Annotated in this window: 9 protein-coding genes; all 9 read left to right on the forward strand. The window is 36.4% G+C overall.

The features are described 5' to 3' along the window. Nucleotides 1-142 precede the first annotated feature (142 nt). The 9 genes from parE to argF all read left to right on the forward strand — a co-directional run bounded on the left by parE (nt 143) and on the right by argF (nt 14,187). Entirely contained in the window at nt 143-2,119 is a 1,977-nt protein-coding gene (gene parE, locus MT489_RS02865; protein ID WP_244679990.1) for a DNA topoisomerase IV subunit B, read from the forward strand. Then, nucleotides 2,119-4,563 carry a DNA topoisomerase IV subunit A gene (parC, locus tag MT489_RS02870; protein WP_244679991.1) on the forward strand — a complete coding sequence of 815 codons (2,445 nt, stop codon included), beginning with the start codon at nt 2,119-2,121 and terminating at the stop codon, nt 4,561-4,563. Before parE ends, parC begins: the two co-directional genes overlap by 1 nt. 201 nt (nt 4,564-4,764) lie before the next feature. Next, complete coding sequence (gene argC / locus MT489_RS02875; RefSeq protein WP_244679992.1) at nt 4,765-5,799, forward strand: N-acetyl-gamma-glutamyl-phosphate reductase; 1,035 nt, start codon at nt 4,765-4,767, stop codon at nt 5,797-5,799. 25 nt (nt 5,800-5,824) lie between these two features. Continuing rightward, on the forward strand, nt 5,825-7,063 hold the full coding sequence (gene argJ / locus MT489_RS02880) for a bifunctional glutamate N-acetyltransferase/amino-acid acetyltransferase ArgJ (protein ID WP_307414977.1): 1,239 nt from the start codon (nt 5,825-5,827) through the stop codon (nt 7,061-7,063). A 19-nt stretch (nt 7,064-7,082) separates the two neighbouring features. Continuing rightward, nucleotides 7,083-7,862: an acetylglutamate kinase gene (gene argB, locus MT489_RS02885; RefSeq protein WP_244679993.1), complete on the forward strand. Its 780-nt coding sequence runs from the start codon at nt 7,083-7,085 to the stop codon at nt 7,860-7,862. Between the two features lies 1 nt (nt 7,863). After that, the gene (locus tag MT489_RS02890; protein ID WP_244679994.1) at nt 7,864-9,021 is read left to right on the forward strand and encodes an acetylornithine transaminase; all 1,158 of its coding nucleotides are present in this window, start codon (nt 7,864-7,866) and stop codon (nt 9,019-9,021) included. A 66-nt stretch (nt 9,022-9,087) separates the two neighbouring features. Continuing rightward, entirely contained in the window at nt 9,088-10,143 is a 1,056-nt protein-coding gene (locus MT489_RS02895) for a carbamoyl phosphate synthase small subunit (protein ID WP_244679995.1), read from the forward strand. Then, nucleotides 10,136-13,240, forward strand: coding sequence for a carbamoyl-phosphate synthase (glutamine-hydrolyzing) large subunit (locus tag MT489_RS02900; protein ID WP_244679996.1), 3,105 nt, complete (start codon nt 10,136-10,138; stop codon nt 13,238-13,240). The genes MT489_RS02895 and MT489_RS02900 overlap by 8 nt, the downstream gene beginning before the upstream one ends. After that, nucleotides 13,240-14,187 carry an ornithine carbamoyltransferase gene (gene argF / locus MT489_RS02905; RefSeq protein ID WP_244679997.1) on the forward strand — a complete coding sequence of 316 codons (948 nt, stop codon included), beginning with the start codon at nt 13,240-13,242 and terminating at the stop codon, nt 14,185-14,187. The genes MT489_RS02900 and argF overlap by 1 nt, the downstream gene beginning before the upstream one ends. Nucleotides 14,188-14,228 lie beyond the last annotated feature (41 nt).

Here is a 14,228-nt window from a genome sequence, read left to right on the forward strand (position 1 = left end):
TTTTTTATTGATACACCAAAAGCAAATTTGCCAAAAGTGGATAAAGGGTTATAGAATAAGACATACGCGCTTTTTTTTGATAAAATAGATAGAGGGCGAACACCCGTTTGATTATTGTTTGGTTTTTGAAAGGGGTATATAAGTGACAAAAAATATAACAAACATTGAATATAATGATGATTCAATACAAGTATTAGAAGGATTAGAAGCCGTTAGAAAAAGACCGGGAATGTATATTGGTTCAACTGATTCCCGAGGATTGCATCATTTAGTTTATGAAATTGTAGATAACTCCGTTGATGAAGCGCTTGCAGGTCAAGGAAATGAAATTATCGTGAAAATCCATAAAGATAATAGTATCAGTGTAGAAGATAAGGGTCGGGGGATGCCTACAGGGATGCACCAAACAGGTAAGCCGACGACGGAAGTTATCTTTACTGTGTTGCATGCAGGAGGAAAATTTGGCCAAGGTGGCTATAAAACAAGTGGTGGTCTTCACGGGGTAGGGGCCTCAGTTGTTAATGCACTTTCAGAGTGGCTTATCGTTACAATTAAACGCGATGGCTTTATTTTTGAGCAAAAATTTCATAATGGCGGAAAGCCTGAAACGACTCTTGAAAAAATCGGTACTTCAAAGCAAACTGGTACGAAAATACATTTTAAGCCTGATGCATCTATTTTTAGCACTACGACATTTAATTATGATTTGCTATGCGAGAGATTAAGGGAATCTGCCTTTTTATTAAAAGGTTTAAAAATAGAAGTGATTGATCAGCGTCATGATCAACGCGACGTGTTTCATTATGAAAATGGAATTGAAGCATTTGTTGAATATTTGAATGAAGAGAAAGACGTTTTGCATCCAGTTGCTTCTATTGAAGGAGAGGCAAATGATATTGAAGTAGAATTTGCATTTCAATTTAACGATGGTTTTTCCGAAAACATGCTTTCATTTGTCAATAATGTCCGAACAAAAGATGGTGGAACACATGAGGTTGGCGCAAGAACTGCCATGACGCGGATTTTTAATGAATATGCAAGAAAGACAGGACTATTAAAAGAAAAAGATAAAAACCTAGAAGGTTCAGATATAAGGGAAGGTCTTTCCGCAATCGTATCTGTCAGAATTCCAGAGGGATTGCTCCAATTTGAAGGACAGACAAAAGGCAAGCTGGGTACAGCAGAAGCTAGATCAGCTGTTGATACGGTCATTACGGAACATCTAACTTATTTTTTAGCTGAAAATCACGATGTAAGTACTTTACTTGCGAAAAAAGCGGTAAAAGCAGCTCAGGCTCGCGAAGCAGCAAGAAGAGCACGGGAAGAAGCAAGAAGCGGAAAAAAACGTCGGAAGACTGACGCGCTTTTATCAGGAAAATTAACGCCTGCACAATCACGTAATCCCCAAAAGAATGAATTATACCTTGTGGAAGGTGACTCCGCTGGCGGTTCAGCAAAGCAAGGAAGGGATCGTAAATTTCAAGCGGTGCTGCCTCTTCGTGGAAAAGTCATTAATACAGAAAAAGCTAAGCTCCAGGATATTTTTAAAAATGAAGAAATTAATACAATTATTCATACAATAGGTGCTGGAGTGGGACCTGATTTCAGTCTGGAAGATGTGAATTACGACAAAATTATAATAATGACGGACGCTGATACAGATGGTGCTCATATTCAAGTGCTGCTATTAACTTTTTTCTATCGATATATGAAGCCACTAATTGAAGCAGGTAAAGTATATATTGCACTTCCTCCTCTTTATAAAGTGAGCAAAGGAAGCGGTAAAAAAGAAGTGATTGAATATGCATGGACAGATGATGACCTTGATTCAGCTACTAAAAAAGTTGGAAAAGGTTATATGCTTCAACGTTATAAGGGTCTAGGAGAAATGAATGCTGACCAGCTGTGGGAAACGACAATGAATCCGGAAACGAGAACCTTAATTCGTGTCATGATCGACGATGGAGCAAGAGCAGAAAGAAGAGTAACTACTCTAATGGGAGATAAAGTAGAGCCACGTAGAAAATGGATTGAAAGCAATGTTCAGTTTGGAATGGAAGATGATCAAAGTATATTAAATAATGATAACTTGACATCGGAAGGGGGACCTCTGTTCTAATGAGTTTACAAGAAAGATTTCAAGACTTACCTCTTGAAGAAGTTATTGGTGACCGTTTTGGTCGTTATAGTAAATATATTATTCAAGATCGGGCACTGCCTGATGCAAGGGACGGTTTAAAGCCTGTTCAACGTCGTATATTGTATGCGATGCATATGGAAGGTAATACTGCGGATAAAGGGTTTCGTAAATCAGCAAAAACAGTTGGTAATGTTATAGGTAATTATCATCCGCACGGTGATACATCTGTATATGATGCAATGGTTAGGATGAGTCAGTCGTGGAAGGTCCGGCAAATGCTAGTAGAAATGCATGGGAATAACGGAAGTGTTGATGGTGACCCTGCAGCTGCTATGCGTTATACAGAGGCACGCCTTTCACAAGTTGCATCAGAATTATTACGTGATATAGATAAAAGAACTGTAGACTTTATTCCTAACTTTGATGATACATCATCAGAACCAACGGTATTGCCAGCAAGATTCCCAAACCTATTAGTAAATGGTTCAACGGGTATATCTGCTGGTTATGCGACTGATATCCCTCCTCATCACTTAGGGGAAGTAATTGATGCTGTCATTATGAGAATTGAAAAGCCGAATTGTACCGTAGATGATACAATGACAGTTTTAAAAGGACCTGATTTCCCTACTGGTGGGATTATTCAAGGTGTTGATGGCATTAAAAAGGCGTATGAAACTGGCCGCGGAAAAATGATTGTACGAGCTCAAACAGAAATCGAATCAATTCGCGGAGGGCGCCAACAAATTGTTATTACTGAAATACCATACGATGTTAATAAAGCGAATCTCGTAAAAAAAATGGATGAATTCCGTTTAGATCGTAAGTTGGAAGGAATTGCAGAGGTTCGTGATGAAACAGATCGAACAGGTCTTAGAATCGTTGTTGAGTTGAAAAAAGAAGCAGACGCTGAAGGCGTTTTGAATTATTTATTTAAGAATAGTGATCTTCAAGTAACGTATAACTTCAATATGGTTGCAATTGATAATCGTAGACCGAAATTAATGGGTCTTATTGACTTGCTTGATGCTTACATCGGCCACCAAAAAGAAGTAGTGACAAATCGATCAAAATATGAACTGCAAAAAGCGAGAGAAAGACATCATATTGTCGAAGGGTTAATGAAGGCACTTTCTATACTTGATGAAGTGATTGCAACAATTCGCGCTTCTAAAGATAAACGCGATGCTAAAGATAACCTCATAAAGAAGTATGCTTTTACAGAAAAACAAGCAGAAGCGATTGTTTCTCTTCAACTATATCGATTAACGAATACAGATATTACAGCCCTTCAGACAGAAGCTAGCGAGTTAATTAATACGATTGACTACTTAACGGGCATTTTAGAAAGTGAAAAGAAACTTTTAAATTTAATTAAAAAAGAACTAAAAGACATTAAAAAGAAATATTCAGACGCAAGACGTACTGTAATAGAAGAAAAAGTTGCTGAAATTAAAATTAATCTAGAAGTCATGATTCCTAGTGAGGATGTTATTGTAACAGTAACGAAGGAAGGGTATATAAAAAGAACGAGTATCCGTTCCTATTCAGCATCAAATGGCCAAGAACTAGCTATGAAAGAATCAGATTGGCTCTTATTTATGCAAGAAATTAATACGACCAATACCTTGTTATTGTTCACGAATAAAGGAAATTATTTGTACATGCCTGTTCATGAGCTTCCAGATATCCGTTGGAAAGACCTAGGGCAACATATAGCTGCTATCATGCCGATTGCTCGTGACGAGGAAATTATTAAAGCTATTCCAATTAAGGAATTTAATGAACATGAGTTCCTTGTTTTCTTCACTAAGCAAGGGATGGTTAAGAAAAGTACTTTAGATTTATACAAAGCACAACGATATTCCCGCCCGTTAGTTGCTATCAATTTAAAAGATGATGACCAAGTTGTAGATGTCCATATTACAGATGGTAAAAAGGATATATTTATCGCAACACATACGGGTTATGGTTTATGGTTCTCTGAAGAAGAAGTAAATCAAGTTGGTGCAAGGGCAGCAGGTGTAAAGGCAATTAACTTAAAGGACCTAGATTATGTCGTAAATGGTGAAGTGTTCGTGCCTGATGAAAGTGGTATCGGTATTCTAATTGCTACTCAACGAGGGGCAGTCAAGAAAATGAAATTATCTGAATTTGAAAAAGCCAGTCGTGCAAAAAGAGGCGTCGTTTTATTACGTGAGTTAAAAAATAATCCACATCGCATAATTGGTATGAAAACAGTTAAAAATCATGATGAATTAACTCTTGTAACAGAAAAAGGCCATGAAGAAGTCATTAATAGTTCAAATGTCAGAAATAGTGATCGTTATTCAAATGGTTCCTTCATAATGGATGAAATGAAGAACGGACCTGCGAAATTAATGTTTAGGAATGTAAACATTGGGGTACAAGAAGAGAATTGAGAAAAATAAGCCTTCAACTATGAAGGCTTATTTTTTATAAATAAATTTATAAATATACTATTGTATTTATTTTTATTCAAAGTATAATAGAAAACATCATAAATAATTATTGGGATAACGTCTTATTAAAATTAATAAAAAAATTTTTTATACTCTAATATGCAATTGGCAAACTTGTAAGACTTTTTAGGAGTGAAACGAATGAGAGTAGGAATTGTTGGTGCTACGGGATATGGCGGGGCGGAATTACTACGCATATTACATACCCACCCATACTTTGAAATTACAGCATTATATACATCTTCTCAACAAGGAAGAAATATACATGAGCACTATCCGCATTTGACAGGGATTATCCCTCTAACTTTAGAAGAAATTAATCCTATAAAAATGGCAAAAGATACAGATGTTGTTTTTCTGGCTGTTCCGACAGGTGTTGCTTCACAATTAGCACCGGAACTCCTATCTGCTGGATGTATGGTAATTGATTTGACAGGTGACTTTCGCTTAAAAAATACTGAAGACTATGAATTTTGGTATAAGCGAGAGGCAGCTCCGAAGGAATGGATTCAAAAAGCTGTATATTCTATTCCTGAGTTAAATAATGCTTCAATAAAAGGCAGCCAATTTATTTCCAATCCAGGTTGTTATCCAACAGCCACCCTATTAGGTTTGGCTCCATTAGCAAAAGCAAAAATGCTGAAAGAAGGATCTGTCATTATTGATGCAAAATCAGGAGTCTCCGGTGCAGGTCAAACTGTAAGTCTAGGAAATATATATAGTGAACTCAATGAAAATTTTAAAATATATAAAGTCAATCAACATCAACATATACCGGAAATAGAGCAAATGTTAAAAGAATTAGGTTACGTTTCTCCTGTTACATTTCAAACTCATCTTGTTCCTATGACCAGAGGAATTATGACAACTATTTATGGATCGGTTGAGGAAAAAATAACAGAAGATGAACTGTGGAAACTGTACTATGAATTTTATATTGATAAGCCTTTTGTTCGTGTAAGAGAAATGGGAGTATTTCCTGCAACAAAAGAAGTTGCTGCGTCTAATTACTGTGACATTGGGATTTCATTTGACGAACGTACCGGAAGAGCAACAATCGTGTCAGTTATAGATAATTTAATGAAAGGGGCTGCTGGTCAAGCGGTACAAAATGCAAATTTATTATTTGGTTTTGAAGAAACCGCTGGATTACATTTCAGTCCTATATATCCGTAAAATTTTTAAAAACATCTAAAGAGGAGTGATTATAGTGCAAATAACGGGTAAAGAGCAAATATTGAAATTAGAGGAAGGATCAATTATTACCCCTCTAGGCTTTTCGGCTGCTGGGCTACATACAAAGGTGAAAAGAAAGCGCAATGATTTAGGGTTAATATATTGTGATGTTCCTGCGGAAGCTGCAGCTGTGTTCACATTAAATCAAATTCAAGCGGCTCCTCTGAAAGTAACAAAAGAAAACATAAATCAAGAAGGAAAACTCCAAGCTATTGTTGTAAATAGCGGAAACGCAAACGCATGTACAGGTAATCAAGGGTTATTTGATGCTCATTCAATGAAAACTGCAGTAGCTAATTTGTTATCTATTAAAAATCATCATGTAGCTGTTGCTTCTACAGGGGTGATCGGAGAAAAAATGCCTATGGAAAAAATTATTCCTGGTATTGAACTTCTAGTCCCACAAAAAAACAAACAGGCTGCACTTGATTTTAACGAAGCTATTTTAACTACGGATACATGCATGAAAACAACATGTTATGAAACTATTATAGATAATGTCAAAATTAAAATGGCGGGTTCTGCTAAAGGGTCGGGGATGATAGCACCAAATATGGCGACAATGCTGGGCTTCATTACAACGGATGCTAACATATCCCACAACTTCTTACAGGCTGCATTAAGTGAAGTGACAAATAAAACATTTAATAGAATTACAGTTGATGGTGATACATCTACAAATGACATGGTTATCGTTATGGCGAGCGGATTAGCGGAAAATACAGCTCTAACTCCTGAACATGATGAATGGGAACAATTTGTCCAATTACTTGAAAAAGTTTGTGAAGATCTAGCCATAATGATTGCAAGAGATGGTGAAGGGGCTACAAAGCTAATAGAAGTGAATGTACACGGAGCTATTTCTGATGAAGAAGCAGGTAAGGTAGCTAAAACAGTCGTTGGCTCGGATCTGGTTAAGACAATGGTTTATGGCTCGGATCCTAACTGGGGGCGGGTTATGATGGCGATAGGAAAGAGTGGTATGACGTTAGATCCTGAAAAAATTGATATTGCAATTGGCCCTTATTCATTATTAGAAAATAGTCAACCAGCAAATTATGTTGAAGAAACATTAAGCAATTATTTGAAAAATGAATCAGTTGTTATGAATATCAATTTAAATATTGGCAACGGGTATGGAAAAGCTTGGGGTTGCGACTTGACGTATGATTATGTGCGTATCAATGCCAGCTACCGGACGTAATTAAAGGGAGGTCAAGCGAATGGAAAAAATCATTGTCATTAAGTGTGGCGGAAGCATGATTGACACTTTATCCGATGACTTTTTTATAGCAATAAAAAAATTGCAAGAAACGGGCTTCCATCCTATTATCGTCCATGGCGGCGGACCTGCCATCAATGAATTGCTGGAAAATCTTCAAATAAAAACTGAATTTATAAATGGCTTAAGAAAAACCACTAAAGAAGTAATGGAAGTAGTGGAAATGGTTTTATCGGGCACAATTACAAATAAGTTAGTTCGCAAACTTCATAAACATGGGATTTCATCTATCGGTGTAACCGGTTCTGATGGTGGATTGATGTATGCTAAACCAAAAGATGTAGAGAATTTGGGTTTAGTAGGTGAAATAACCCGTGTGAATCAACAATTTCTTCTGAATTTGTTATCAATCGGAATGGTTCCAGTTATATCTCCAATTGCAATTGGAATGGATTTTGAAGATTATTACAATATTAATGCAGATACAGCTGCTGGAGAAGTTGCAGTTGCAGTAAATGCAGAAAAAGTTATTTTTGTAACAGATGTTCCAGGTGTTTTAAAAGATAATGAAATTATTGAAAAGGCAACTGCTTCTGAAATATTAAGGTTTATTGATGATGGTATTATTTCAGGTGGAATGATTCCAAAAGTAATGGCTGCCATCCACAGCTTAAAAGGTGGAATGAAGGAAGCTATGATTGTCAGTGGTCATACACCACTAATAGCTGGTGAAAATATTATTGGAACAACGATAAAAAGAGAATTGGAGGCAGTGAAATAGAATGACCCATTTATTCGAAAACTACGCAAGATGGGACGTTGAAATCGTCTCTGGTTCTGGAGCTAATGTTAAAGATACTACAGGAAAAGACTATTTAGATTTTACTTCAGGAATCGGTGTTTGCAACTTAGGTCATTGCCATCCACAAGTTGTAGAGGCTACGGCCAATCAGTTGGAAAAAATATGGCATACATCCAATTTATTTAAAAGTTCACTTCAAGAGGAAGTTGCTGAAAAACTTACTTCTCACTCAATGGGGGAATATGTTTTCTTCTGTAATAGTGGTGCTGAAGCGAATGAAGCAGCGATTAAACTAGCACGTAAATTTACAGAGAAATCAAAAATAATTACATTCCTACAATCCTTTCATGGACGTACTTTTGCGACGATGGCTGCGACTGGTCAAGATAAAGTGAAACAAGGATTTGGATCTATGCTTGAAACATTTGTACATCTTCCATATAACGATGTAGATGCATTAAAAAATGAAATAGGTCACGAAACAGCTGCCATCATGCTTGAGATAGTTCAAGGTGAAGGTGGTGTTCATGTCGCAGAAGAAGACTTTTTGGCTACAGTTGAACAACTATGTAAGGATTATGGAGTACTCCTTATTATCGATGAAGTTCAAACTGGTATTGGACGTACAGGTAAGCCTTTTGCTTATCAGCATTTTAATCTTTCTCCTGACATCATTACTTCAGCTAAAGGCCTTGGAAATGGCTTTCCAACAGGAGCGATGATTGGAAAAAAATATTTAAAAGATGCATTTAATCCAGGCAGCCATGGCTCGACTTTCGGCGGAAATCCCCTTGCAATGTCAGCGGCAAAAGCAACATTAGATCTTATTTTTGAAGAAGAATTTTTAAATGAAGTAACTAAAAAAGGTGAATATTTTGTATCGAAACTCGAGGAAATATTTTCTCAATTGGAGCATTTCAAAACCATTCGCCATAAAGGGTTAATGGTTGGGGTTGAATTTTCCGAAGAAGTAGGTTCAATGATTAGTTTATTAAGAGAAAATGGATTACTTGCATTAGTGGCTGGACCCAATGTCATCAGATTTTTACCGCCTCTTACAGTGACATATGGAGAAATGGACGCTGCACTCGGTATTATTAGTGGCACTTTGCTTGATTCCAAAAAAGTAACATGCTAATATTTTTTTATTTATAATGTATAAAAATACATCTTTAGAAATAAAAATGCGACGAGGTGAAGGTGCATGATGGAAGGTATTATTAATCTGTCTAATGGAGTTTCCTATACCGGCCATTGGCACGGAGAGAAAACAGAATGCTCTGGGGAAATGATCTTTTATACTGGAATGGGAAATTTATTAGAATTTATCTCTGACCCAGCTGTAAAAGGAAAAATTGTGTTAGCGACATATCCTAATATCTTAAACTGTTATATTGATCAGGAAAAATTAGAAAGTGATGATATTCAAATTGCGGGTCTCGTTATTCAGCAAGAGTATGGAGAATTTTCTGTATCAATGAAAAAATGGCTAACTGTATTTAAAGAAAAATGTATTCCTGTAATGACAGGGATGGATACACGATCAATTATTAAGCAGTTGTTAAAAGTAGGAGAAGTTCCTATTACAATGAAAGCAAATGTAGGAGATTTAATTTCTTCTGCCAAGCAAGTTAAAGAATTGTCAACTTCTACTTATAAAACCATTAATTCAAATGGTAAAACCCATGTTGTATTGATCGACTTTTTTGTAAAGAACTCTTTAATTAAGTGGCTGATTAAATCAGATTATAAGATTACTATTGTTCCTGCGGAAGTTACAGCAGAAAAAGTAAAAGCATTGAAGCCAGATGGCATAGTATTTTCCGGTGGTACTGGAAATCCTTCTAGCTATAAAAATTGTTATCCGGAGTATAGGGAAATAGCGAAAGAATATCCTACTATGGCATTTGGGTTAGGCCATCAAATATTAGCAGAAGCATTTGGTGCCCATGTTGAAAAAATGAAATGGGGACATAGGAACTTTAAACATCCTATTATTCATGTGGAATCAAAAGAAGTATATATGTCGAATCAAAATCATTGTTATTCAGTTTTAGAGGAAGGTCTAGAGGCTACCGGATTCATTGTATCGTATCAATCGATACAAGATAAGTCTATTGAGGGACTGTCCCATAAAATATATCCTATTACGACATATCAATTTCATCCAGATGGAAAAAATCCAAAACTTGAAAAAATCATCATATGTGCTTTTTCTAACCAGGTGAAGCAAGCAAAAGGAGTAAACATATATGCCTAAGCTAAAAGGTTTAAAAAAGGTTTTGGTTATTGGTTCAGGTCCAATCGTAATTGGTCAGGCAGCTGAGTTTGATTATGCTGGCACACAAGCATGTATGGCATTAAAAGAAGAGGGTATTGAAGTTGTACTAGTGAATAATAATCCAGCAACAATTATGACGGATGAACAATTTGCAGATATCGTTTACTTTGAACCAATGACTGTCCAATCCATTACAGAAATAATAATAAAAGAACGACCTGATGCAATATTAGGTACTCTTGGTGGTCAGACTGGGTTGAATTTAACTGTCCAATTATATGAGCAAGGTGTGTTAGGTAAGTATAATGTTAAAGTTTTAGGTACGACACCAGAATCAATTATGCAAGGGGAAGATCGTGAAGCTTTTCGAGCTTTAATGCATAAGCTTGGAGAACCTGTTCCGGATAGTTCTATTATTCATACAGTTAATGAAGCAATCGAATTTGCTAATTCTATTGGCTATCCTGTCATTATTCGGCCTGCATACACATTAGGTGGTGGCGGTGGAGGTATCGTAACGACAGAAGAACAATTAATATCAGTCGTAAAGAAAGGGCTTGATGCTAGTCCTATTACACAATGTTTAATAGAAAAAAGCATTGCAGGATTTAAAGAATTAGAGTTTGAGATGATAAGAGATGCTAATGATACATGTATAGCAGTATGTAGCATGGAAAACTTTGATCCTGTCGGGGTCCATACAGGAGATTCAATTGTTGTAGCTCCTCAGCAAACTTTAACGGATAAAGAATATGAAGCTCTTTATGCATCAGCAGTAAAAATTATTAGAGCTTTAAAAATTATTGGGGGGTGCAATATACAATTTGCACAAGACCCAAACAGTGATCAATATTATCTAATTGAAGTAAATCCTCGATTAAGTCGTTCATCAGCTCTTGCCTCCAAGGCAACAGGTTATCCGATTGCAAAGATAGCAGCAAAATTAGCACTCGGATATCATTTGCATGAATTAATAAATCCGGTAACAGGAACGACCTTTGCAAGCTCTGAACCAGTTGTAGATTATACTGTTGTAAAAATGCCTAGATGGCCATTTGATAAGTTTATGGAAGCAGACCGTAAACTAGGTACTCAAATGAAGGCAACAGGTGAAATCATGGCAATCGAACGCCATCTACCCGCAGCACTTCAAAAAGCGGTTCGGTCACTTGAAATTAATACAATTGGTCTTGAATTAAAGGGAATCTCATTTAACAGTGATAAGCAACTGTGGGATTCTGTCACCTTACCAGATGATAGACGCTTTTTTTCAATACTCGAACTGATACGCCGTGGGGTAACATCAAAAGAAATTCATAATGTGACCAAAATTCAGCCCTTCTTTTTAGATCAGTTGGTTTTATTGGTAAGTTATGAGAAAAAAGCGAGAGCTGTCAGCCTCGATACGATTACCCCTAATTTACTTAAAGAATTAAAAACACTAGGTTTTTCAGATGAGTGGTTAGCTTATATTTGGAATACAGATTTGAAAAGTGTCCGTGAAAAACAAAAACAGAATCATATTCAGCCTGTATATAATATGGTAGACTCATGCGCAGGGGAATTTCCTGCTGCGGCACCTTATTTTTACTCCACTTGGAAAGGTGCAGGAGACATTGTTCAGAGGAGCAAAAAACCAAAAATAGCAATTGTCGGTTCAGGTCCTGTTCGAATTGGTCAAGGAATTGAATTTGATTATTGTACTGTTCATGGAGTACTTGCTCTTAAAAAGGCAGGTTACGAAGCCATATTAATCAACAATAACCCTGGAACAGTCAGTACAGACTTCCAAATTGCGGATCGTCTATACTTCGAACCTCTTCGTGCAGAAGATGTTTTAAATGTACTAGAGTTTGAAAAACCTGAAGGCGTTATTCTTCAATTCGGTGGGCAGACTTCTATTAATCTAGCAAAAGAGTTGGAAGAGAATGGAGTTTCATTACTCTCTCTTTCGCAGGAGCATATTGATATAGTTGAAGACCGAGAACGTTTTTATTCTCTTCTGAAAGAATTGGATATACCTCATATTCCTGGATTAACGGCATTGAGTAAAGAAGAGTTGATTATTAAATCATCTAAAATCGGTTATCCTCTTTTATTGAGGCCATCTTATGTCATTGGTGGTCAAGGGATGTTAATTATTGATAATGAACATGAATTGCAAGCGAATTTTGATAAAATATCATACCCTGTTTTAATTGATGCTTATTTCAAAGGCACGGAGATGGAAGTAGATGTATTATCAGATGGTGAGAATATTTTCATTCCAGGATTTTTTGAACATATAGAAAAAGCAGGTGTCCATTCTGGAGATAGTATGGCTGTTACACCTCCAGTATCCATAAATGAAATTTATCAACAAAAAGCTTATGAATATACAGAAAAAATCGCAAAAAAACTTGGTTTTAAAGGTATTTTTAATGTCCAATTTGTTATTTTTGAAGGCACAGTATACGTATTGGAGGTTAATCCAAGGGCATCTCGTACCGTTCCGATAATAAGTAAAATGACAGGTGTTAATGTTATTGAAGAGTGCATTAATATTTTGACAGGTGGAAGCATCAAGGATAAACCAATAAACCAAACATATTACGCAATTAAAAACCCAGTTTTTTCAACTGGAAAGCTTGATGGTGTAGATCCGTTATTAACTCCAGAAATGAAATCGACTGGTGAATTAATTGCATTTGGTAAGACATTTGATGAAGCTTTGGCTAAAGCAATTAAATGGAATTCAAATAAAGGGAATTTAAAATTAGAAGTGTATCTAGATGTAGAGGAAAAAGAGCTTCCCCTTATACAAGATATTTTATCCCGACAAGGTGTTTCAGTCGCAAATGGCACCTATTCCTTTACTGAATGGTTAAAGCAAAGCAGCGGCTCAATTTTTCTAAGTCTTGGAAAATCTAAGGAATCAAAAGAAATGCGAATGGTAGCTTCTAACGCTCAGTTAACTGTTATAACAGAAATGGAAACATTATTAACAACAATTACCGCATACAAACAAGACATAGAAAAACCGAAGTCTATGCAAGAATGGCACACACAATTATCAAATAAAGAGAGGGTGATTTGATGGTGACAACAGCGGCTAGTAGTTTAAAAGGAAAGCATTTATTGAGCTTATTAGAGCTTTCAACAGATGAAATTACTCAATTAATCGATGTCGCTATCGGTTTAAAGAAAATGCAAAAACAAGGAGAACCCCATCAATATTTAAAAGGAAAGACATTGGCAATGATTTTTGAGAAATCCTCAACTAGAACTCGTGTTTCTTTTGAGGTTGGCATGAATCAACTAGGTGGCCACGCACTTTTCTTAAGCCGTAATGATATTCAACTTGGAAGAGGGGAAACTGTTCAGGATACAGCAAAAACACTTTCAAGATATGTTGATGGAATAATGATACGTGCATATGAACATAAGGCTGTTGAAGAATTAGCGGATAATGCAGGAGTGCCTGTTATAAATGCGTTAACGGATGATCACCACCCATGCCAAGCACTTGCCGATTTAATGACACTTTATGAAGTGAAGGGAACATATGCAGGGCAAAAACTAGCATATGTAGGGGACGGAAACAATGTTGCTCATTCATTAATGATTGCTTGTGCAAAGCTCGGTGTGGATTGTTCCATTGCTTCTCCAGAAGGATATGAACCTAAAGAAGAAATAACTCAACTTGCACTTGAAATAGCTAATGAAACAGGTGCTACTATTGAGGTATTAAACGATCCACAAGCAGCGGTAAATGGTGCAGATGCAGTATACACAGATGTCTGGACGAGTATGGGATGGGAAGAAGAACAAGAAATTAGATTAAATGCCTTCCAACCTTACCAAGTGAATAGTGAATTGATGTCTATTGCTAAAAATGATGCTATCTTCCTACACTGTCTTCCAGCAAAACGAGGCGAAGAAGTAACAGCTGAAGTAATTGATGGACCACAATCGTTTGTTTTTGAAGAAGCTGAAAATAGACTACATGTACAAAAAGCATTGATGGTAGCGTTGATGGGATGAAGACTAAAAAGATGCATACTATTATTAATAGTATGTGTCTT

It is taken from the genome of Lederbergia wuyishanensis (assembly GCF_022900255.1).
In the GTDB taxonomy this organism is placed as follows: Bacteria; Bacillota; Bacilli; order Bacillales; family Bacillaceae_C; genus Lederbergia; species Lederbergia wuyishanensis.

Excerpts from the sequence above, each read along its gene's own strand:
- argB (WP_244679993.1), top strand. The coding sequence starts at position 7,083 with ATGGAAAAAATCATTGTCATTAAGTGTGGCGGAAGCATGATTGACACT.
- argF (WP_244679997.1), top strand. The coding sequence starts at position 13,240 with ATGGTGACAACAGCGGCTAGTAGTTTAAAAGGAAAGCATTTATTGAGC.
- argC (WP_244679992.1), top strand. The coding sequence starts at position 4,765 with ATGAGAGTAGGAATTGTTGGTGCTACGGGATATGGCGGGGCGGAATTA.
- MT489_RS02890 (WP_244679994.1), top strand. The coding sequence starts at position 7,864 with ATGACCCATTTATTCGAAAACTACGCAAGATGGGACGTTGAAATCGTC.
- parC (WP_244679991.1), top strand. The coding sequence starts at position 2,119 with ATGAGTTTACAAGAAAGATTTCAAGACTTACCTCTTGAAGAAGTTATT.
- MT489_RS02895 (WP_244679995.1), top strand. The coding sequence starts at position 9,088 with ATGATGGAAGGTATTATTAATCTGTCTAATGGAGTTTCCTATACCGGC.
- MT489_RS02900 (WP_244679996.1), top strand. The coding sequence starts at position 10,136 with ATGCCTAAGCTAAAAGGTTTAAAAAAGGTTTTGGTTATTGGTTCAGGT.